Origin of the sequence: Massilia sp. DJPM01 (genome assembly GCF_030348125.1) — a bacterium.
In the GTDB taxonomy this organism is placed as follows: domain Bacteria; phylum Pseudomonadota; class Gammaproteobacteria; order Burkholderiales; family Burkholderiaceae_D; genus Telluria_A; species Telluria_A frigida.
The window spans coordinates 1-20,763 of record NZ_JAQOZV010000050.1 but is presented as its reverse complement, the minus strand read 5'-3'; the positions used below and the strand labels follow the sequence as shown (position 1 = coordinate 20,763).

Sequence of the window (20,763 nt, the reverse complement as noted above, 5' to 3'; positions counted from 1 at the left end):
TGCCTGTTATTTGCTGGCGGCCTTCTTGCCTGCCTTGGCCGGCTTGGCCGCGGCTTGTTCGCCCGCGAGCTGTTTCTTCAGCTCTTCCGACTTCAGGGCGGCGCCCGCGCGGCCCATCAGTTCCGCTTCGATCTGCTCGATATTGTGGCGTTGCGCGAAGCGCGCCGGATTCTTGTTTTCGGCCGTGAGCGCGACGATGTCCGCCTCGCTCATTTCCTCGGCGATCATGCGCGCCTGGGCGGCTGCCACTTCTTCAAACTTGAATTCGGTGCGGACCGCGGTGGCGAAGCGGCGCACGCGCTTGGCCAGGTCGGCATTGCCCTGGCTCTCGAACGATGCCGCCTGTTCCAGCGACTTGTCGGCCACCTGCGCCATGCCCTTGGTGAACTGCGCGCGCGCGCCTGGCCATTCGAGCATCATGGCCTGGGCCAGCGCTTCCTTCGAGCCGGCCGCCGGCTGCGGCAGCGCGACGGGCGGCGGTACGCTGTCGTCCGTGCGCGCTTTCATTTCCTGCATGCGCTTGGACACATAGCCATCGATCACCGCCGGTTGCATCTGCAGTACCGGGTTGATCTTCTCGAGGAAGGTTTGACCGAACGGGCTTTGCGCCATGACGATCATGTCTTTCACATCCGACTCCTGCAAGTATTGCTGATAGTCGGCGATGGCCTTCGGTCCGAACACGGTCGCGACGACATGCTTGCGCACGATGCCGTACAGGCGCTCGTAGCGCGCGGTCAGCTTGGCCTTTTCCCTGGCGTCGTTCTCGGCCTGCAAGGCGCCGCCCTCCTTGCGCAGCATGGCTTTGGCCGCCGTGTCGGCGATGCGCTCGGATTTGGCGACCTCGAAATAGCGCTGCAGGCTTTCCTTGGTGGCCGGTTCGGCGTGGGCTGCCTGCGACAGGGCCAGGGTGACGATGCATGCTTGCGCGAGCGAACGCACGATGGTGGTGAACAGTGGTTGCAAGATAGGCTTTCGTGAGGGTTGAAACAAGGTGAATCGATGGGCGATGCCGCCGCCGTGCCGTGCCGCGCTTACATGGTGCCCATCATGCGCCCCTGGAATTCCTGCTCGGCCTGGCGCACCTTGCGCAACTGTGCCTGGCGTTCAGGGCGGCGGTTGTCTTCGATCAGCAAGTTGATCTCGTCGGCGCTGAGCGCATTGCCGAGCATGCGCGCCTTGAAGGCGGTGACGTTGTCGAAGGAGAGGCGTTTTTTCACGCTGGCCACTGCGCGTGCGATCCGGGCCCGGCTTTTGGCGCTTTCGTTCCTGGTGAGGGCGCTGGCCATCATGTCCACGGTGGGCGCGATGCGCCCCTCGAACTCTTCCTTTTCGCCAGGAATGGCGCGCAGGAAGGTTTGCAGCAGCGCATCGTTCGCTCCGGGCGCCGGCATGGCGGGGAGGGGTTTGGGCGGCCCTTTGCGGTTGGTGAGCTCGGACAGCACCGCCGTCATGTATTGCTGGATTGCCGGCAACTGCGCCAGCAGCGCCGGAATCATTTTCTGGTTGCTCACTTTGCCGGCCGGGCTGTTGGCGTGCGCGATCATTTCCTGCACGTCGCTGTCGCTCAGCTCTTGCTGATAGCTCTCGACGGCGAGCGGCTCCAGCTTTTCCCAGGTCATTTTCGTGCTGACCACCTCGTTGAAGTGGTCCATGACCATTTTTTTGCTGGCCTTTTGCACCGGATCGCTTTCCTTGCGCCAGTCCTCCTCGTAGCCTTTCTTGAACGCCTCGGTCGAAATGCTCAAGTGACGTTCGGTGCCGGCGAGCCGGAAATACTCGCGTATGCTCGCTTCGGTGGCCGGCGCCGCCTGGGCGGCCTGGCACAGCACCAGGCTGGCGAGGGCAAGGTGGGTGACGAAGCGGACTGCTGAAGATAAAGATGTGCGCATGAAGGTTCTTTTGCAGGTAGTGGTAGGTGGATTACGGCCGGCGCGCCAGCGCGGTGTCGCGCAGCCACCGGTTGGAGGCGGGAACGAACAGCAGGACCGTCCCGGCCAGCACGATGAACTGGCTCGTGAGCGACAGCGAGCCGTACAGGGTTGACACCACGAACGCCGTCTTGAAGGCATTGAGGGAATTGATGAAGCCGATGACGACCAGCACCAGCCAGATCCAGCGTGCCACGTTCGAGGCGCGCGCGATAAAGTACATCAGCAGCAGCATGATGAGGGTGCCGATGACGAGGCTGGCGTACACGAAGTTCGTCATCAAGCCCGAGGCGAGCGACACGCTCTGGGCGGCCAGTACCTCGGGCATGTAGATCACCGAGAGGACCATGCCGGCCAGCGAGGCGGCCACGCACAGCGCCAGGCCCAGCGTCGCGGCAACGGGACGTGGCGGCAGCGCCATTGCCACAGGCGCCGCCTGCGGCAAGGCGCCCGGCGGCGCGTAGGGATGGTAGGCCTGGCCGCCGGCCGGGGCGGCGCCTTGGTTGGCCGGCGCCGTTGCCGCCTGTTGGCGCGGATTGTTGCGCAGCTCCTTGAGGCGGCGGAACCACGCATTGCTCGACGGCGCGAACAGCAGGCAGGTGAGCACGGCAAACACCAGGTACAGGGCGAATTTGCCCATGGCCGCGTCCGGCGCGTAGTCGAACATCGCGGCCTCCCACATCAGCGCCATCCCGCTGCCGGCCAGCATGCATACCAGCAGCCACACCCAGCGTGCCCAGCCGCGCCCGAAGGCGATCAGCGCCAGCACGCCGCCCATCAGCGCCGCGATGAACAGGATGGTGTTCATGTCGCTGGCGCGCAGGGCTTCGTAGGGAGCTGTCGTTTCCTCGGCCACACTGAGCGTGTAGTTCACCCGGTCCGACAGGAAGGCGAGGTCGATCGCGGCGACCAGCACGATGCACAGGGCGATCAGCATCAGCGTCACCAGCAGCAGGCGCGGGCGCGGCGCGGCAACGCCATAGTTGGCCGCGGCTGCGAACAAGCCAGCGGCGGGTATGAGGTCTGGGGAAGACTGTGGGTTCATGGCGTTCTCGTCGAGAAGGTTGGGGCGGGCGCCGGCATCGACACCGGTGAAGCGCCTGATGGCGCTGTCCGGGACTGGGCCATGATGAAAATGTACACACATCCGCGCCCCAGGTCCATCGGCGCACGCGTGCGCCGGGTTGCGGATGCGAGGAAGATTATTTCAGGAACGTCGCCAGCGGCAGCCGGGTGTCGCAGGCCTGTTTCGCGGCCTTGGCCTTGGCCAGCCACAGCGCCGCTTCGTCGGCATTGGCGGCCACCCCTTCGCCGTGGCGCAGCGCGCGCGCGTAGCGGCACTGGCCAGGTGCGTGCGCCGCTTCGGCGGCCTGCTTGTACAGCGCCACCGCCTTGTCGCGGTCGGCAGCGGCGCCGCGGCCCACGAACAGCATGTCGCCCAGGTTCACCGTGCCGTCCAGGTTGCCGCCCTCGTGGGCGCGCCCGAAATAGTCGAGCGCTTTCTTCACGTCTTTCGGCAAGACCTTGCCGTTCTTGTAGAAGGTGCCCAGGTTGTTGAGCGAGGCCGGATTGCCCTGGCGCGCGGCGCGTTCGTACCAGGCCACCGCCTTGCGCTGGTCGGCCGGACCGCCGCGGCCGAACTGGTACATCACGCCCAGGTGGTGCTGGGCCTGGCTTTCTTCGCCGGCCGCTGCCAGCGACAGCCACTGGCGCGCCTTGGCGTAGTCGCGCGGCACGCCTTCCTCGCCGGTCAGGTAGATCATGCCGAGGATCGACTGGGCACGCACGCTGGGCGTGTCGGCCTGGGCCGCCTGCAGCAGCAGCTTGAGGCCGCCGGGACCGTCGCGCGCCACGTCCAGGCCGAAGAACAGGGCCTGGCCGGCGTAGAAGGCGCTGTTGGCGTCGCCCAGCGCGGCGCCCTGGCGCCACAGGCGCAGCGCCTCGGCCGGGTCCTTGGCCACGCCGCTACCGTTGGCGTGGCGCACGCCCAGCGCCAGGTAGGCGTCCGGATAGTTGGCGGCGGCCGCCTTGCGCGTCCATTCGAGCGACTTGGCGGCGTCGGCCGGCACGCCCAGGCCGTCGCGCAGCATCAGGCCCAGGTTGAACTGCGATTCGCTGTGGCCCTGTTCGGCCAGCGGCAGCCACTGGGTGTAGGCGGCGGCGTGGCGTCCGGCGGTCGAGTGTTCGAGGCCCAGGTCGCGCCGCAGTTCGCCTTCTTCGGTCAGCTTGCCGTTCTGGACCAGCACGCCGTATTGGGGCGTGCTCTTGGCGGCATCCGTGGCCGGCGCGCTGGCGCAGCCGGACAAAAAGAGGGCGACAGCCACGCTGGCGAGGAGGGGGCGGAGGGCGATGTTCATTGGTTGGGCGTCTGCTGGTAAAAGTGGGTGGGTTACTTGCCGAGGCTATCGGCGGCGGCGCGGTCGAGCTTGCGCAGGCGGTCGAGCGCCTTGCGCCGTGCCGGCTGGTCCTGGCGCAGGGTGTGCAGCACCACCAGGCTGGTCCAGGCGTTGGCCGAGCCCGGATCGAGGGCGACCGATTTGTTCAGGGCGATCAGCGCCTTGGCGAAATTGCGTTTTTGCAGATAGCGCACGCCCAGCCCGTGCCAGGCGGCGGCGTAGGTGGGGTCGAGGCGGATCGCGCGCCGGCTGGCGTTGACGGCGTCGTCGATACGCCCGATCGAGGCCATCGAATTGCTCATGCCGTGCCACACGCTCGGGTCGTCGGCGCGCTGGCGCACGGCGGTGCGGTAGACCTGCAGCGCGTAGGCGTACTTGCCTTGCGCATGCAGCAGCGAGGCGAGCGCGACGGCGGTATTTTCGCGCGCCGGCGCCAGTTCCAGCGCCTTGCGGTAATCCTGTTCGGCTTCCGGCATCTGGCCGAGTTTCTCGTGCACGGTGCCGAGCGTGTGCCAGGCGAAGCTGCTGGCCGGATCGAGTTCGATGGCGTTCAGCAGGGCGGCGCGGGCCGGTTCGTACTTGCCGGACGCGGCCAGCACGGCGCCGAGGTTCTCGGCCACGGCCGGCAGGGTCGGGTCGGCCTTGTGGGCGCGCTCGTAGTAGCTGATGGCCGCCTCGCGCTTGTCGCGGCTGTTGGCGATGATGCCCAGCTCGTTGAGGGTCTGGGCATCGTCCGGGGCCAGGGCCAGGGCGCGCTTGAGCGAGGTTTCGGCCTCGGCCGTCTTGTCGAGGTGGTGCTGGGCCTTGCCGAGGTAGTACCAGGCGCGCGCCGAGCCCGGATTGCTGCGGGTCCAGGCGCGCGCCAGCGGCAGTACCTCGGCCCAGCGCTGCTCGACGACCAGGGCGGCGATGGTGCTGTCGCCCAGGCTGTCGATCCGGGCGCGCACGGAGTCGTCCGCGGGCGGCTGGGGTGCGGCGCCGTGGGCGGCCAGCGACATGGCCAGGCAGGCGGCGGCGATAGCGGTTTTCATCAGGGCGGAGCGGGCGGAAAGGAGCATGGTGTCGGCGGCAGTCAGGTGGATGAAGCTCAGGTCGATTCTTCGTTGTCGGAAGTGTTCCTGGAAGCGTTTTTGCGATCCTTCTTGAATTCCTTCTTGAAATTCAGATAAGCGGGCGTCTTCATGATCTTGGCAAACTGCGGATCTTCGTCAAGCGCAAGCTGGCGCGCGTCGGCCCGTACCAGCGTATCGAACAGTTGCTGCTGGTATTTGTTTTTGGTCACCGTATTGGCTTTGAGATACACCGTGGCGCGCGTTTCGTAAAAATTGTCGAGCACCGAGACGTCTTCGATCGGCGAGACGGTCTTGAAGCACTGTTCGATCTGGGCGATGGCTTCTTCGTGATGGGCGACGCTGGTGGCCACTGCGCTTTGTTCATAGGCCAGCATGTTGTGGCAGGCGCGGCGCGCGGCGCGCACCACGTTGAACTCGGCCAGGTAGGGCCAGTCGTTGGAGCCGAGCACGTCGACGCTCTGGCGGCAGGTGGCCACCGCCGCTTCCTGCTCGCCCATTTCGTACAGGACGAAGCGCTTGAAGTCGAGCACGTAGGCCCATTGCGATTTCTCGTCGTAGGCCGGGTCGACCCGGGTCAATGCTTTTTCGAGCTCCTGCACCACTTCCCTGACGCTGGCGTAGCGCTTCTCGCTCATGGCTTTCTGCGCCACTTTCATGCGGGCGTCGAAGTAGTCGTCGAAGCCGGCGCCGCTTTGGGCGAGCTTGGCATCGGCCTTGGCGGCCGCGGGCGCGCCGGCGGCCAAGGTGTGGCCGCTCAGGGCGGCGGTCAGGATCAGGCAGAAGAGTCGTTTAGTGTTCATTCGGGCGCGCAGTGATCCAATCCGGCAGCGGTGTTGCGCGCCGGCAGGCTGTGGCCGGCGTCGCTCCCGATGTCGTTTTAGAAGAGTTTCAATAATTACACGAGGTCGACAGAATACCAGTAAATGGTGCTCTAAGGACAATATTCGTGCAAGTGCAATGTGATACGAGGTCGGGAAGAAGGCCGGGTGCGGCCCTTGGGCGTCAAAAATCCCCGGCTCGCGGGGATGGGGCAGACGGTTCGAGTGGCGGGCCGGCTAGTTGACAAATTTTGCAGCGGCGAAGGCGAGGCCTGCCATGGCGACGGAGAGTCCGGTCAGCGCGATGCCAGTCCTGACGAACCATTTGAGCATGGTTGCCTCAAGTGCCGCTATCGATGCTTTCAGCGAGGATTCCACCGTCGCTATCGATACTTTCAGCGAGGATTCCAGCGTCGCTATCGATACTCGCAGCGAGGCTTCCACCGCCGCCAGGTCTGCCTTGGTGACGTAATTGGAACGAATCACGGCAACATCGCGCTCAACGTTATCAAGACGTTCGAGAATTTTTTCTGTCACCGCCTCAAGTTTGACAATGCGGGCTTCCATGTGGTCCATCATCTGCGCCTTCAAAAAAGTTGTCAACCAAGCTATGCCATGGTCGGCTATCCCTCTTCCGGAGCAGTTAACTTGACTCAAACGAGCGCACTTTGTTTCTTGTGTTTCAGGCGCGCCGCAGCAGCGTGCGCAGGTTGCATTGCTGCTGCCACAGGAGGCGCTCGTCACTGCTGCGCGCCTGGGCAGCCAGTTCTTCGTCCGATTGGGCTACCTGGGCCTGGATCAGCCGTTCGGCCAGGGCCGGGTCGGGCAGCATGGTGCCGAAGAAAGTGACCATGTCATGGCGCTGGATCAGCAGGGTAGGGAAGTTGTCGACATCGAGATCGCCCACCACCTCGGCCTGGTCTTCGATATCGATCCAGACGAAGTGCTTGTCCGGGTGGCGCGCGGCCAGGCCCTCGAAAGCGGCGCGGTACGACGCGCACGTGCCGCACCACGCGGCGCACAGGCAGGCGACGATCCAACGGTCGCCGCCCAGCGCTTGCGCAATGCTGTCGCGGTTGTCGGAATTGAGTGTGTGGCTGTGCATGAGCGGCATTCTACCTCGCCCGACGATGGCCCGCTTGCTAAAGCGCCAAGGCGGCGCAGCGCCGGGTTAAAATACGGCATGTCTATTATTCTCGCTATTGAAACCTCCTCCGAGATGGCGTCCTGCGCCTTGCTGCGCGGTGATACCGTCCTGTTCCGTGAATCGTCCGGCGTGCGCACCCACTCGCAAGCCATCCTGCCGATGGTGCAGGAACTGCTGGCCGAAGCCGGCATCGCGCTCAAGGAATGCGACGCCATTGCCTTTGGCGCCGGTCCCGGTTCGTTTACCGGCGTGCGCACCGCCTGCGGCATCGCCCAGGGCCTGGCCTATGGCGCCGGCTTGCCGGTGCTATCCCTGATGACCCTCGAAGCGATGGCCGTGGCTTGCCGCCAGCAGCATGGCGCCACCGATGTCGTGGCCGTGCTCGACGCCCGCATGGGCGAAGTCTACTGGGCCCAGTACCGCTACGACGCTGGCGCCGCGCGCTGGAACGTGCTGGTCGCGCCAACGCTGTGCGCGCCCGGCGCCGTGGCGCCGCTGCCGGTGGACGGCCCGCTGGCGGCCTGCGGCAATGGCCTGGCGGCCTATCCGGACGCCTTCGGGTTCGCCCAAGCCTATCCGGAGATCATGCCCCACGCCGCCCAGATGGCCCTGCTCGGACGCGGCGCGCTGGCTGCGGGGGAAGCGCTTGGCGCGGCCCAGGCCCAGCCGCTGTACCTGCGCAACAAGATCGCCTACACCAGCGCGGAACGCAGCGTGATCAACGCCGCCAAGGCTGCCGCATGAGCGCGGTGCGCGACGACGATCACCTGTTTTACGCGCCGATGGTGGCGGCCGATATCGACGAGGTGTTCGCGCTCGAAAAGCAGGTGTATCCGCATCCCTGGACGCGCGGTAATTTCGCCGACTCGCTCGGCAGCGGCTACAACGCCTGGGTGCTGCGCGACCGCGACGGCGCGCTGCTCGGCTACTATCTGCTGATGGCGGTGGTGGACGAAGCGCATCTGCTCAACGTGGCCGTGGCCGCCGGACGCCAGGGAGAAGGGCTGGGCCGCTACCTGCTCGACAAGGTCGCCGCCTGCGCGCGCGGGCTGTCGATGGACTCGATCCTGCTCGAAGTGCGCCCGTCCAACCTGCGCGCGCTGGCTGTCTATGAAAAATATGGCTACGCCGAAATCGGCCGCCGCCGAGGCTACTACCCCGCGCATGACGGCAAGCGCGAGGATGCCATCGTCATGAGGTTCGTCTTATGAGTATCAACGCGCGCGACAACGCGTTTTTGCAGGAAATGGGCATCGGCCCGCTGTGGACCCTGCGCGATGCCATGCCGGACGAGGCATTGCCCGAGGAGCTGGCAGCGCCAGCGCAGGAAGCCGCGCCGCAGCCAGCTCCCGTGCCTGTTGCGGCGCCTGCCGCCGCGCCTGCTACCATGCCTACCGCCGTGCCTACCGCCGTGCCTACCGCAGTGCCTACCGCCGTGGCCATGCCCGCCCAGCCAGCGGTGGCGGCCAGGACCGCGCCACCTGCGGCCAGCCCGGCATCGAGCCCCGCCACCGATTCGGCCTGGGGCGAGGAACCGCCCGGCCCGCCGCCGACCGAGGAAGACATCGCCGCCATGGACTGGGTGCAGCTCAAGAACGCGATCGCCAACTGCACCCGCTGCGGCTTGTGCAAGGGCGGCCGCAAGCCGGTCTATGGCAATGGCGCGCAGCAGGCGCGCTGGTTCGTGGCCGCCGGCGCCTCGACCGTCTCCGACGAAAAAGAGCGCCAGCCGGTCTCGGGCGAGCCGGGCAAGCTGCTGGCCAATATGCTGGCTGCGGTCGCGCTTTCGCGCGACAGCAATGTGTATGTGACCAACCTGATCAAATGCCGGCCCACCAGCGCCAATGGCGGCGACCGCGCCCCGAGCGCCGAGGAAGCGCTGGCCTGCCGTCCGTACCTGGACCGCGAACTGGCCCTGTCCGGCGCGCCGCTGGTGCTCACGCTGGGCCAGATCGCCGCCAATGCCTTGCAGGGCAAACCGCTGCAAGAGTCGCTGGCCGGTTCGCGCGGACAGGTGCACGAGGTCGGCGGCGTCAAGCTGGTGGCCACCCTGCATCCGGGCGAGCTGCTGCGGCGCGGCGCCGACAAGGCCCTGGCCTGGGCCGACCTGTGCCTGGCGCGAGCGCACGATGGCCGGCCCGGCTGAGAACTACCAGGCCGGCTTCGAGCGCCGCTGGGGACAGCTGGCGCAGCCGCACGTGCGCGCGCTGGCCTGGCTGCTGCACGCGCCCGACCTGCTGGACCCTGCCGATCCGCACTGGGAAGGCAAGATCGCCAGCCTGGGCGTGCTGCCGGCGGCGGTCGACGCCTGGCTGCTGCGCCTGGATGCCAATCCCGCGCCCCTGTTAGCGGCGCTCGGCACGCGCAATTACACGCGCCTTGGCCTGTATGCCGAAAAGCTGATGGCCTTCTATTTCCAGGAGCATGGCTTGCTGGTGGCGCACGGCTTGCAAGTGCGTGCCAGCCGCAACGACACGGTCGGCGAGTTCGACTTCCTGCTCGACCATGGCGACGGCGGCCTCGAACACATCGAATTCGCCACCAAATTCTATCTGCTCGAAGGGGAGGCGGCATCGCGCTTCGACACCTTTGTCGGCCCCAACCTGGCCGACAGCCTGGGCGCCAAGATGCGCAAGATTTTTGAGAAACAACTGGCGCTGGGTACGCACCCTGCGGCGCAAGCCGTGCTGCCGCGTCCCGTAACGCGGGCGCGGGCCCTGGTCAAGGGCTGGCTGTTCTATCCGGGCGGTGCGGGGCAGGCGATGGAGGGCATCTCCGGCCAGCACTGCCGCGGCTTCTGGTGCGCGCTGGACGAGGTGGCCGCGCTGGCGCCGGATGCCTTCGTGATCTTGCCGCGCCTGCAATGGCTGGCGCCGTTCCGATCGTTGGACGATGCCGGTTTGCTGAACCGTGAACAATTGCAGGCCGCCCTGGCGGACAAGTTCGGCACGGTGCCGATGCCGGTACTGGTGGCCAGCGTGCGCGCGGCCGACGCTGGCTTGGTGGAAACGGGACGCGGTTTCATCGTCCCCAACGACTGGCGCGTGCGCGCCGCTTTCCGCCAGCAAATGAGCGGCCCGCCTGCCTGATCAGTGCTTGTGCTCGCCGATCAGGGCGAGCGAATCGTGCTCGGCCTGGTTCATCTTATGCTTGCGCATGATCAGGAACATGATGCCGGCCACCGACATGCCGAAGCCGACGATCACGATATTGAGTTCCACATTGAGCGTGATCAGGATGGCGTAAATGGCCAGCATGGTCAGGATCGACAGGTTTTCATTGAAATTCTGCACGGCGATTGAATGGCCGGCGCTCATCAGCACGTGGCCGCGGTGTTGCAGCAGCGCATTCATCGGCACCACGAAGAAGCCGGACAGCACGCCGATCAGCAGCAGCAGCGGGTAGGCGATCAAGACCGAATGCACCATGGTCATGCACATGACCACGATGCCCATGGCGATGCCGAGCGGGATCACGGTCAGGGATTTTTTCAGCGGAATCATCTTGGCCGAGGCGGCGGCGCCCACGGCCACGCCGAGCGCGACGATGCCGATCAGGGTGGTGGCTTTGTCGAGCGGCATGTGCAGCGATTTCTCGGCCCACTTGAGCACGATGAACTGCAAGGTCGCGCCGGCGCCCCAGAACAGGGTGGTCACGGCCAGCGAAATCTGGCCCAGCTTGTCTTTCCACAGCAGGGAAGAGCAGTTGGCGAAGTCGGCGATGAGCCTGGCCGGGTTGCGCTCCTGGTGGGCGTACTTGGCCAAGGTGTCGGGGATGCGCAGGTTGAACATGGTGGCCAGCAGGTACACCGCCACCACCACGCACAGCGCCGCTTCGGTGGTGGTATCGATGCCGGTCTCGATCAGCGGCATGTCGATGCCCAGCATGAAGGCCGAGGCCTTGGCGCTGACCAGGGCGCCGCCCATGACGGTACCTAAGATGATCGACATCACGGTCAGGCCCTCGATCCAGCCATTCGCGGCGACGAGTTTCTCTGGCGGTAACAATTCAGTCAGGATGCCGTACTTGGCCGGCGAATACACCGCCGCGCCGAAGCCGACCACCGCGTAGGCGAGCAGCGGATGGACGTGGAAGAAGATCAGGGCGCAGCCGAATACCTTGACCAGGTTGGCGATGAACATCACTTTGCCCTTGGGCATGGAGTCGGCGAAAGCGCCGACAAACGGCGCAAGGAGCACGTAAAAAAGGACGAAGGACAGCTTCAGCAAAGGCGTCAGCGAAGCCGGCGCGCTCATGGAGATCAGCAGGTCAATCGCCACGAAGAGCAGGGCGTTGTCCGCCAGCGACGAGAAAAACTGCGCCGCCATGATGGTGTAAAAACCACGATTCATTCGAGAAGTCTAAAAGCTAGTGTGGGTTGCTTTATACCATGAATGGCTGGGAAGCCAAAGAAATCGGCATGTCGTGGCGGGCTGCGTCCGGTAAAATAGCAGCTTGCCAATCACTCCCATTCGCATCATGCCGCGCCCGCTCATCGCCACGATTCACATAGATTCCATGCAGCATAACCTGATGCGGGCGCGCGACTGCGCACCGCACGCCAAAGTGTGGGCGGTGGTCAAGGCCAACGCCTACGGCCACGGACTGGAGCGCGGCATGCGCGGCTTCGCCGACGCCGACGGCCTGGCCCTGATCGAAACCGAGAACGCGGTGCGCCTGCGCGAACTGGGCTGGATCCGCCCGATCCTCTTGCTGGAGGGGATTTTCGATGCCGGCGACGTTGACTTGCTGGTGCGACACCAGCTCAACAGCGCCGTGCATACGGTCGAACAGATTGCCATGTTGGAACAAGCCACGCTCAGCGGTCCGATCGACCTGCATTTGAAGATGAATACCGGCATGAACCGGCTCGGTTTCCGCCCGGAAGCCTTCGGCGCCGCTTACGCCCGCCTGCGCGCCATCCCGCAAGTGCGCGAGATCACCCTGATGACCCACTTCGCCAATGCCGACGAGCTCGAACACCCGCGCCTGACCGTGCTGGAACAGGTGCGCCGCTTTTGCCTGGGGGCGGACGGCTTGCAGGGCCAGCGCAGCCTGTCGAACTCGGGCGGCGTGCTGCACCAGGCGGCGCTGTCGACCGAATTGTCGAACGACTGGGTACGCCCGGGCATCATGCTGTACGGCGGCACGCCCGGTGGACGCAGCGCGGCCGCCTTCGACTTGCATCCGACCATGACGCTGGCCAGTGAAATCATCGGCGTGCAAGACCTGGTGGCGGGCGACTCGGTCGGCTACGGCAGCGGCTTCCAGGCCGAATGGCCGATGACGGTTGGCATCGTTGCCTGCGGCTATGCCGACGGCTACCCGCGCCACGCCCCGCACGGCACCCCGGTCATGGTCGATGGCATCCTCACCAAGCTGGTGGGCCGGGTTTCGATGGACATGATGGCGGTCGACCTGACCCACGTGCCGCATGCCGGCGTCGGCAGCGCGGTGGTGCTGTGGGGCGCCGGACTGCCGATCGATACCGTGGCCAACGCCGCCGGCACCATCGGCTATGAATTAATGTGCGCGCTGGCGCCCCGCGTGCGCGTCGTGGAAGGCAATCTGGATTTCAATGGCTAAAGCTAAAACGCAATACACCTGCAGCGATTGCGGCGGGATCAGCAGCAAATGGACGGGGCAGTGCACAGCCTGCCATCAGTGGAACACGATGGTCGAGACGGTGCTCGACACGCCCGGCGTGAACCGCCTGTCGCAGCCTCAGCACAAAAGCCTGGCGCAGACCGCGCCGGTGCTGTCGCTGGCCGACATCGAGGCGGTCGACGTGCCGCGTTTCGGCACCGGCATCGAGGAATTCGACCGCGTGCTCGGTGGCGGCCTGGTCTCGGGCGGGGTGGTGCTGATCGGCGGCGACCCCGGCATCGGCAAATCGACCCTGCTGTTGCAGGCGCTGGCCAATATTTCGCATATCAAGAGTACCTTATATGTGAGCGGCGAAGAATCGGGCGCCCAGATCGCCCTGCGCGCGCGCCGGCTCGGCGTCGATGGCAAGGAGCTTAAACTGCAGGCCGAGATCCAACTCGAGAAGATTCTCGGGACTTTGGCCGACCTGAAGCCCGAAGTGGCGGTGATCGACTCGATCCAGACCGTGTATTCCGACGCGCTCACCTCGGCGCCCGGTTCGGTGGCCCAGGTACGCGAGTGCGCCGCGCAGCTCACGCGCGTGGCCAAGCAGACCGGGGTGACCATCATCCTGGTTGGCCACGTGACGAAAGAGGGCGCGCTGGCCGGGCCGCGCGTGCTGGAACATATCGTCGATACGGTGCTGTATTTCGAGGGCGATCCCCAGTCCAGTTTCCGCCTGGTGCGCGCCATCAAGAACCGCTTTGGCGCGGTGAACGAGCTGGGCGTGTTCGCCATGACCGAAAAAGGCTTGAAAGGGGTGTCCAACCCGTCGGCGCTGTTTTTGTCGCAGCACGACAACCAGGTGCCCGGCTCGTGCGTGATGGTGACGCAGGAAGGCACGCGCCCCTTGCTGGTGGAAATCCAGGCGCTGGTCGATACCAGCCACCTGCCCAATGCGCGGCGCCTGTCGGTGGGGCTGGAGCAGAACCGGCTGGCGATGCTGCTGGCCGTGCTGCACCGGCACGCCGGTATCGCGGCCTTCGACCAGGATGTGTTTATCAATGCGGTGGGCGGGGTCAAGATTACCGAACCGGCGGCCGACCTGGCGGTGCTGCTGGCGATTAACTCGTCGATGCGCAGCAAACCGCTGCCGCGCGGGCTGGTCGTCTTCGGTGAAGTGGGGCTGGCGGGCGAAATCCGGCCGGCGCCGCGCGGCCAGGAGCGTTTGCGCGAAGCGGCCAAGCTGGGGTTCTCGATTGCGATGATTCCAAAGGCAAATGTGCCCAAGCAAAAAATCGAAGGCATGACGATTGTGGCGGTCGAGCGTATCGATGAGGCATTTAACAAACTGCGCGAGCTCGATTAGTTAACATCTATTGCTATTTGGCACTATAATGTAAATATATCAGGCATGCCACGGGACCAATGTGTTTAGTGAACAACGACAGTCACAGCGAAAAATATTGAAGGTCAAGGCCATCGTGGTGGTGGACGGCTTTTCGCCGGTCACGGTGCGCACGGTGGATATCGGGTCGAGCGGAATGTGCGTCATGTCGCCCGATCCGGTCCAGGTGGGCGCGGAAGCGCTGCTGCGTTTCGACCTGGTGGTCGACGGCAGCGTGACCGCGATCGAGGTGCGTTCGCGGGCCTCGTACTGCATTCTCAGCCATGGGGACTTCAAGGTCGGGTTCAACTTTCTCAATCTCAGCTTGTCGGGGATGACGCAGCTGGTCAAGTTCATGCGCTGACTGCGCTCGTTGGCCGGGCGGGCATCTCGCTTGAGCCGGCACAAGCTTCTTCCGCGCAGCCCTTGATCTGCCTCAGGACTGCGTCAGGAATTTGAACGTGGTGCCGGAGGCGAGTGTGTTACCTTTACGTTAAACGTAAAAAGAGGGTCATCTTCATGGCGCTGCCCATCAATGCCAATCATGTCTTGAACGGGCTCAACTCGGGCAATGCCAGTTCCGCCGAGATGGTCGGAAGGGTCAGCAAGACCTTGCTGACGCAAAACGCCGGCATCCAGAAACTCAGCGGCCAGCTCATGCGCGACCAGACCCGCCTGTCCGGCCTCGGCCAGCTGCAAAGCGCCCTGGCCAGCTTCCAGTCGCTGACCCAGTCGCTGTCCGGCGCCGGCTTGCAGACGGGCGCCACATCCTCCAGCGCCAACGTACTGAGCGCGCTGACCATGACCGGCGCCAAGGCAGGCAGCTACGCCATCGACGTCCAGCAGCTTGCCCAGTCGCAAACCCTGCTGGCGCGCGCGCAGAAAGAAAAAGACACGGTCATCGGCAGTGGCGCCGCCACCGCCATCAAGCTGGAATTCGGCACCGAGTCCGGCAACGCGTTTACGCCCACCGGCAGCGCCCGTTCAATCATTATCGACAGCAGCAACAATACCCTGCAAGGCATGGCCGACGCCTTCAAGGCGGCGGGCATCGATGCCACCATCGTCAAAAGCAGCGCCGGCTATGCGCTCAAGCTGACCGGGCCGGAAGGCGCGGCCGGCAGCATGCGCATCAGCGCAGGGGGCGATGCAGCGGTCGAGAAACTGCTCGCCTATAACCCGGCGGGCCTCAAGAACTTGACGGCGGGCAGTGCCGCCCAGGACGCCGTGCTCAACATCGACGGCAAGCGCGTCACCAGTTCCAGCAACGTCATCACCGGCCAGATCGGCGGCACGGCGCTGGCGTTGACGGGCAAGGGCAGTTCCAAGGTGGTGGTGGCGCAGGAAAATGGCGCCATCGCCAAGAATATCGGCAATTTTATCGATGGCTACAACAAGGTGGCGTCGACTTTGCAAACGTTGCAGCAGGGCGGCCTCAAATCCGATCCGGCATTGCGCCAGGCACAGGATCAATTGACCAGCATGGTGCGCAGCAATAGCGCGGCGCTGGAAAAAGCCGGCATCACGCTCGATAAAAACGGTGCGCTCAAGCTTGACGCCAAGGCGCTGGAAGCGGCGGTGCTGGCCGATCCTGCTGCGATCAGCAAGCTGTTCACCGATGGCGGCAACGGCATTGCCGACAAGCTCGACGCGCAACTTGGCCAGTTGCTCGGTGCCGGGAGCAGCATCAGCAAGGAAAAGCTGAGTACCGACCGTGGCATCGCCACCCTGACCAGCCAGAAAACCACCCTGACCAACGCGCTGATGGCGCAGGCGACCAACCTGGTCGCGCGCTACACGGAAGTAAGCCAGGGCGGCGGCGCCAACAGCGCCTTGCCCGGCCTGCCGGGAGGGGGCGCCAAGTCGCTGTTCGACTTCATGGCTTGAGGAGATGTGGAATGGCAGTTCGCAAGAACTTTACTTATAGCGATATGGACCTGTGGCTCAACGACCGCCAGGTCACCGAAATCGAGTGCCTGGTGCCGGACCTGACCGGCGTTGCGCGCGGCAAGATCCTCCCACGCACCAAATTCACCAAGGAACGCGGCATGCGCATGCCCGAAGCCGTGCTCGGCATGACTGTCACCGGCAATTATCCAGTCAACGACGTGGCTTACTTCCGCGCCATCTCCGAGACCGACCGCGACATGGTGCTGCGGCCCGACCCGTCCACCATCACCGTGGTGCCGTGGGCGCTGGACCCCACCGCCCAGGTCATCCACGACTGTTACTTTTCCGATGGCAGCCTGGTCGATTTCGCCCCGCGTAGCGTGCTGCGGCGCGTGCTCAAGCTGTATGCGGACAAGGGCTGGTCGCCCAGCGTGGGGCCGGAACTGGAGTTTTACCTCACAGCCCGCAACAACGACCCCGACCTGCCGCTGCGCTCGCCCATCGGCCGCAGCGGACGGGCCGAAACCAGCCGCCAGATCTACAGCATCGATGCCGTCAACGAATTCGACCCGCTGTTCGAGGATATCTACGATTTTTGCGACTTGATGCAGCTCGATGTTGACACGCTCATCCACGAAATCGGTGCCGGCCAGTTCGGCATCGACCTGCTCTCGTGCGAGCCCTTGACCATGGCCGATAATGTGTTCTTCTTCAAGCGCACCTTGCGCGAGGCGGCGCTCAAGCACAATATGTATGCCACCTTCATGGCCAAGCCGCTGGCCAATGAACCGGGCTCGGCGATGCATGTGCACCAGGGCGTGACTGACAGCCGCACCGGCCTGAATCTGTTCAGTACGCCTGAAGGGGCGCCGTCGCCGGCCTTTTATCACTACATCGGTGGATTGCAGCGCTACATGCCGGCGGCGATGGCGCTCGCCGCGCCCTATGTCAATTCCTACCGGCGCATCGTGCGTCACACCACCGCGCCCATCAATGTGCAATGGGGGCTGGATAACCGCACGGTCGGGTTCCGGGTGCCGGAGTCGACGCCGCAGGAGCGCAAGGTGGAAAACCGGGTGATCGGGGCCGATGCCAATCCTTACCTGGCGTTCGCGGTAACGCTGGCCTGCGGCTACCTGGGCATGACGGAGGAGATCGAACCGAGCCCGATGACGGACGGCAGCGCGCACGCGCTCGACTTCGAGTTGCCGCGGGGCTTGCCGCAAGCGCTGCACCTGCTGCGCGCGGAGGACAAGTTGCGCGACGTGCTGGGCGAGCGCTTCGTCGACGTGTATGCGGCCATCAAGGATCAGGAGCACCTCGAATTCATGACGGTGATCAGCCCCTGGGAACGCGAGCACTTGTTGTTGCACGTGTAGGACAGAAGTCGAGCGCCAGTGTACGTCTGCCTGAATTCGACGTGCGGACCGTGCTATGCACGCGCGTCCACATACACCCAAGCTGTTCGTCCGGAGGACAGTAAGGCCGAGACGCGCTTGTAGTCTGATACTTCATACCGATCCGCATGCACGAGTTCATCATTCGTCACCTCGAAGACGGTTCCAGCAACGCGGTTTTCCGCGATGCCCGTCTGTTTAACGATGGGGTGGTGACTCTTCCCACTGGTCTTGACTGCGGGTCTTCAATTTTCACCATTGATGTATGAAAACCTAGCAATTGGTCGGCGCTGCCGTGGAGCTCCCGGCCAAAGGTGGCCAGTTGCACATCACGCTGCTGAAGCGTTCCATACGAAAAGAGAAGTTGCGTCATAGGTGGGCGTTTTTATTAAATAGGTTCGCTATGCTCAACGTTGATGTGAGCGGCTTGGCGTCATGAAGTATGCACCGAAAAGTCCGTCGGCACACCGGCCGTGGCGAGCGCGTCAGTTACCGGTCGTTGAGTCCAAGGCCATCGAGGATCAGCGGCATGCAGTTTTCGACCCGTGACGCTCGGGTTTTCGACTGCTTGGCGCCGCCAAAATGAAGCAGGTAGGCGCGCTGGCGGCCGGGTGTCAATGCGTCGAAGGCAGTCCTGAGCGCAGGCAGCTGGGCCAGCCTGACCTGAAACTCTTCCGGCGTCGGAAACTCGGACGTCTCCCTCAAGGCGACCTTCAGGCCCGCGCGTTCCACCTCGATCGCATCGAGGATGCAGGCCGTCAAGGCCTTGCGCTGCCGCGTGATCTGCGCAAGGCTGGTGAACCTGGCCTGGCGTGCGGACTGTACGTTCTCGGTCTGCATGACCAGCATGCCCTTGGGATCGGCGAGCAGCGCGCCCTTGAAGAACAGAACGGCACAATATTCCTTGAAGCCATGGATGAGGACGATATTCTCGCCCTCATGCGCGTAGCAGGGCTGGCCCCACTTCAATTCCTCCGTCAGGCCGCAGCCGAGCGCGATCGATCGCAATAGCGCGAACTCGTCGCGCCAGCTGGTCGCCCCTTGCAGCATCGCGTCGACCTTCGGATTGGTGCCGGTTTCTTGATTCATCGCCGAATTCCTCCTCGTCACTCCGGTTAATCAGTCTTCCCTGGACAGCACATTCTCCAGTTCCGCCACCGAGCCCCAGTCCGCATTAAAACTGAAGCGGTGACCGGGCACGGGGGCAAAATCGCTCTTCATCAGCCAGGCTTCGATCAGGTGCGGCTGGGTGAGCGCGCGCCAGATCTTTTCGGCCGGATGCGGAAAGTCGCGTTCAACGACAACGGTGCGGGTGTGGGGGACCGTAAGGATTCCTACGTAAAAGAGTAACAGGCGAAAACAGCTCTGGAATCAGAGTATTTTCGCGTCACCGAACGATAGGTAACGCCCACTATGTGGGTGTAAGCCGGCCCCCCCGGAATTTCCGTCATGGGCGGGAAGCCAGCACTGATGCGGGGTGACGTTAAACAGTTGTTTTCCGGCAGCGCCGCCGCCAAGCCGAAAACCACTCTGGAGACGCTTTCCGACGGAATTTTCGGCGCTTCCGGCTTACACCTCCCTTTATGAACCAGTGCCCATGTTTTTGTTGGAATCAAGCTGTCACGCGCGGATTTTCGTTTACTTCGCCATGCTGGTGGAGAACGACTTTGGCTACCGCGCCAACCGTGTCGCGCACGAATTCCATATGGACTAGCGTGTGCTTGATAAAGAATCCGTTGGCCGAATAAGGATGCACAGGCGTGACGTCGCCACCGGTGCGGAGCATCAGCAACTGGCCGCCATCACGCCAGAAAGTGCGTTGCTCCGAAGCGTTAACGGTATACACGCCGACATAGGTGTCGAGCACCTCGGCGTCTAGCTTGATCTCCTCGAAATCCACCAGCGGCGCGCCGATCGCCATCGCACCAATTTTATGTGCAATATATTCCGGATCCACGATACCGAAGTCAGCGTTGCTCAGAACGGCCACGAAAAGCTTGTCTTCCGGCAGGCGCAGCGCGCAGGTCATGAAGCCATTGATGCCACCACTGTGGGCGAGCATCGGTCGCTGCTGTAGTGTGCCGACTTCCCATCCATAGCCGTAACCGCACGCGCTGCCGTCCGCCAGCCGGTAGGACGTGAATGCCTTGTTCCAGTTCGCTGCGCTGATGAGCTTGCCGTTAGCGACGGCGTTTTCCCAGCGCGCCATGTCGTTCACGTTCGAGACCAGTGCTCCGGCCGCGTACACCTGGCTGATGCTCATCGGATCGCATGGAACGAAAACGCCATCGCGGTGGGTATGCCCGGCCGCAACCTGCTGCGGGCTCAGTTCGTGCCCTTCATAGTAGCTGCGGTTCATGCCCAGTGGAACAAATATGCGCTGCTCGACAAACCTGGCGTAAGACCTCCCCGAGACTGTCTCGATGATCGCGCCGAGCAGGAAGTAGCCCGAATTGTTGTAGTTGAAGGCTGTGCCAGGAGCGAACTCGAGCGGATCGTTCTTAAAGCTATCGATCATGTCGGTCACCGTGAGCTCCCTGGCAATGTTGGCATCAAAATCCTCCTTGCTGGTGAAGCTGACAATTCCTGAACTGTGGGTCAACAGGTGTTCGACGGTGATTTGCCGTCCCTGGGCAGGATAGTCGGGCAGAAACCGCATGATCTCGTCGGAGAGGCAGAGCTTGCCTTCCTCAAGCAGCATCAAAATGCAAACGGCGGTGAATTGTTTGCTAATCGAGCCAAGACGCAATGTTGCCTCTGGCGTCATCGGCTCCTGCTTAGTGATGTTGGCCATGCCGTAGGCTTGGCGGAACACCGTCTTGCCATCGAGCGTGACGATGACAGTCGCGCCTGGTTCATCGGCCTTGTAGAACGGGACGATAGTGGCGTCGATAGACGCAGCAAACCCCTTGTCTAGGGCGGTCGGCGCATTGGTCATAGACATCTTGGACATTTTCTTAGGTGATTAGCGCTGATCTGCAAGCTTCGCCGCCCGATGCCGGCAACATGGATTCCGCCCGGATTACTTTCGGGTAGACACCTTTCTTTCGACGCATCCGGATGACGCGAGACATTAGCATCACACATATTCATTATTGTTGCCGGCGCCGTTAGCAGACCGACCATTTCTCCGACTGG

General features: G+C 63.8%; 21 protein-coding genes and 1 pseudogene. 9 read left to right on the top strand and 13 right to left on the bottom strand.

Annotation, left to right across the window (positions count from 1 at the left end):
• Positions 1-6 precede the first annotated feature (6 nt).
• The 8 genes from PO883_RS25805 to PO883_RS25770 all read right to left on the bottom strand — a co-directional run bounded on the left by PO883_RS25805 (position 7) and on the right by PO883_RS25770 (position 7,323).
• Positions 7-966, bottom strand: coding sequence for a hypothetical protein (locus PO883_RS25805; protein WP_289312297.1), 960 nt, complete (start codon positions 964-966; stop codon positions 7-9).
• Positions 967-1,034: 68 nt separating this feature from the next.
• On the bottom strand, positions 1,035-1,892 hold the full coding sequence (locus PO883_RS25800; protein ID WP_289312296.1) for a DUF2059 domain-containing protein: 858 nt from the start codon (positions 1,890-1,892) through the stop codon (positions 1,035-1,037).
• Between the two features lie 31 nt (positions 1,893-1,923).
• Complete coding sequence (locus PO883_RS25795; RefSeq protein ID WP_289312295.1) at positions 1,924-2,976, bottom strand: hypothetical protein; 1,053 nt, start codon at positions 2,974-2,976, stop codon at positions 1,924-1,926.
• Between the two features lie 157 nt (positions 2,977-3,133).
• Positions 3,134-4,288 carry a tetratricopeptide repeat protein gene (locus PO883_RS25790; RefSeq protein ID WP_289312294.1) on the bottom strand — a complete coding sequence of 385 codons (1,155 nt, stop codon included), beginning with the start codon at positions 4,286-4,288 and terminating at the stop codon, positions 3,134-3,136.
• Between the two features lie 32 nt (positions 4,289-4,320).
• Positions 4,321-5,358, bottom strand: coding sequence for a tetratricopeptide repeat protein (locus PO883_RS25785; protein WP_289312293.1), 1,038 nt, complete (start codon positions 5,356-5,358; stop codon positions 4,321-4,323).
• A 56-nt stretch (positions 5,359-5,414) separates the two neighbouring features.
• Complete coding sequence (locus PO883_RS25780) at positions 5,415-6,200, bottom strand: hypothetical protein (protein ID WP_289312292.1); 786 nt, start codon at positions 6,198-6,200, stop codon at positions 5,415-5,417.
• A 255-nt stretch (positions 6,201-6,455) separates the two neighbouring features.
• A complete protein-coding gene (locus PO883_RS25775) occupies positions 6,456-6,821 on the bottom strand; it encodes a hypothetical protein (RefSeq protein ID WP_289312291.1) in 366 nt (121 codons plus the stop codon).
• Positions 6,822-6,900: 79 nt separating this feature from the next.
• Positions 6,901-7,323 (bottom strand): thioredoxin family protein, encoded by a 423-nt coding sequence (locus PO883_RS25770; RefSeq protein WP_289312290.1) that lies wholly within the window; start codon positions 7,321-7,323, stop codon positions 6,901-6,903.
• 78 nt (positions 7,324-7,401) lie between these two features.
• Between PO883_RS25770 and tsaB the strand changes: the two genes are divergently transcribed.
• From tsaB to PO883_RS25750, 4 genes are read left to right on the top strand one after another with little or no spacing between them, the layout of a single operon-like run.
• Positions 7,402-8,109, top strand: coding sequence for a tRNA (adenosine(37)-N6)-threonylcarbamoyltransferase complex dimerization subunit type 1 TsaB (tsaB, locus tag PO883_RS25765; protein WP_289312289.1), 708 nt, complete (start codon positions 7,402-7,404; stop codon positions 8,107-8,109).
• Positions 8,106-8,576, top strand: coding sequence for a ribosomal protein S18-alanine N-acetyltransferase (rimI, locus tag PO883_RS25760; protein ID WP_167086904.1), 471 nt, complete (start codon positions 8,106-8,108; stop codon positions 8,574-8,576). The genes tsaB and rimI overlap by 4 nt, the downstream gene beginning before the upstream one ends.
• Positions 8,573-9,511 (top strand): uracil-DNA glycosylase, encoded by a 939-nt coding sequence (locus tag PO883_RS25755; RefSeq protein WP_289312288.1) that lies wholly within the window; start codon positions 8,573-8,575, stop codon positions 9,509-9,511. Before rimI ends, PO883_RS25755 begins: the two co-directional genes overlap by 4 nt.
• A complete protein-coding gene (locus tag PO883_RS25750; RefSeq protein ID WP_289312287.1) occupies positions 9,495-10,454 on the top strand; it encodes a DUF1853 family protein in 960 nt (319 codons plus the stop codon). The genes PO883_RS25755 and PO883_RS25750 overlap by 17 nt, the downstream gene beginning before the upstream one ends.
• Here PO883_RS25750 and lplT read toward each other — a convergent pair whose 3' ends face one another.
• Entirely contained in the window at positions 10,455-11,717 is a 1,263-nt protein-coding gene (lplT, locus tag PO883_RS25745) for a lysophospholipid transporter LplT (protein WP_289312286.1), read from the bottom strand.
• 127 nt (positions 11,718-11,844) lie between these two features.
• Here lplT and alr point away from each other — a divergent pair, with 127 nt between their 5' ends.
• The 5 genes from alr (at position 11,845) to PO883_RS25720 (ending at position 17,607) form a co-directional block, all read left to right on the top strand.
• On the top strand, positions 11,845-12,951 hold the full coding sequence (gene alr, locus PO883_RS25740; RefSeq protein WP_289312327.1) for an alanine racemase: 1,107 nt from the start codon (positions 11,845-11,847) through the stop codon (positions 12,949-12,951).
• On the top strand, positions 12,944-14,320 hold the full coding sequence (gene radA, locus PO883_RS25735; RefSeq protein WP_289312285.1) for a DNA repair protein RadA: 1,377 nt from the start codon (positions 12,944-12,946) through the stop codon (positions 14,318-14,320). Before alr ends, radA begins: the two co-directional genes overlap by 8 nt.
• A 61-nt stretch (positions 14,321-14,381) precedes the next feature.
• Positions 14,382-14,702, top strand: coding sequence for a PilZ domain-containing protein (locus tag PO883_RS25730; RefSeq protein WP_289312284.1), 321 nt, complete (start codon positions 14,382-14,384; stop codon positions 14,700-14,702).
• 155 nt (positions 14,703-14,857) lie between these two features.
• Complete coding sequence (gene fliD, locus PO883_RS25725; protein ID WP_289312283.1) at positions 14,858-16,225, top strand: flagellar filament capping protein FliD; 1,368 nt, start codon at positions 14,858-14,860, stop codon at positions 16,223-16,225.
• Between the two features lie 11 nt (positions 16,226-16,236).
• Positions 16,237-17,607: a glutamine synthetase family protein gene (locus PO883_RS25720; RefSeq protein ID WP_289312282.1), complete on the top strand. Its 1,371-nt coding sequence runs from the start codon at positions 16,237-16,239 to the stop codon at positions 17,605-17,607.
• A gap of 53 nt (positions 17,608-17,660) precedes the next feature.
• On the opposite strand, the gene PO883_RS35210 is transcribed toward PO883_RS25720, so the two are convergent.
• From PO883_RS35210 to PO883_RS25700, 4 genes and pseudogenes are all read right to left on the bottom strand, one after another.
• Positions 17,661-17,813: a gamma-glutamylcyclotransferase gene (locus PO883_RS35210; protein WP_373890105.1), complete on the bottom strand. Its 153-nt coding sequence runs from the start codon at positions 17,811-17,813 to the stop codon at positions 17,661-17,663.
• 301 nt (positions 17,814-18,114) lie between these two features.
• Entirely contained in the window at positions 18,115-18,714 is a 600-nt protein-coding gene (locus PO883_RS25710) for a YdeI family protein (RefSeq protein WP_289312281.1), read from the bottom strand.
• 66 nt (positions 18,715-18,780) lie between these two features.
• Positions 18,781-18,957, bottom strand: a pseudogene (locus PO883_RS25705) (SRPBCC domain-containing protein); the annotation flags it as partial.
• Positions 18,958-19,237: 280 nt separating this feature from the next.
• Positions 19,238-20,569 carry a serine hydrolase gene (locus PO883_RS25700; protein WP_289312280.1) on the bottom strand — a complete coding sequence of 444 codons (1,332 nt, stop codon included), beginning with the start codon at positions 20,567-20,569 and terminating at the stop codon, positions 19,238-19,240.
• Between the last annotated feature and the right edge of the window lie 194 nt (positions 20,570-20,763).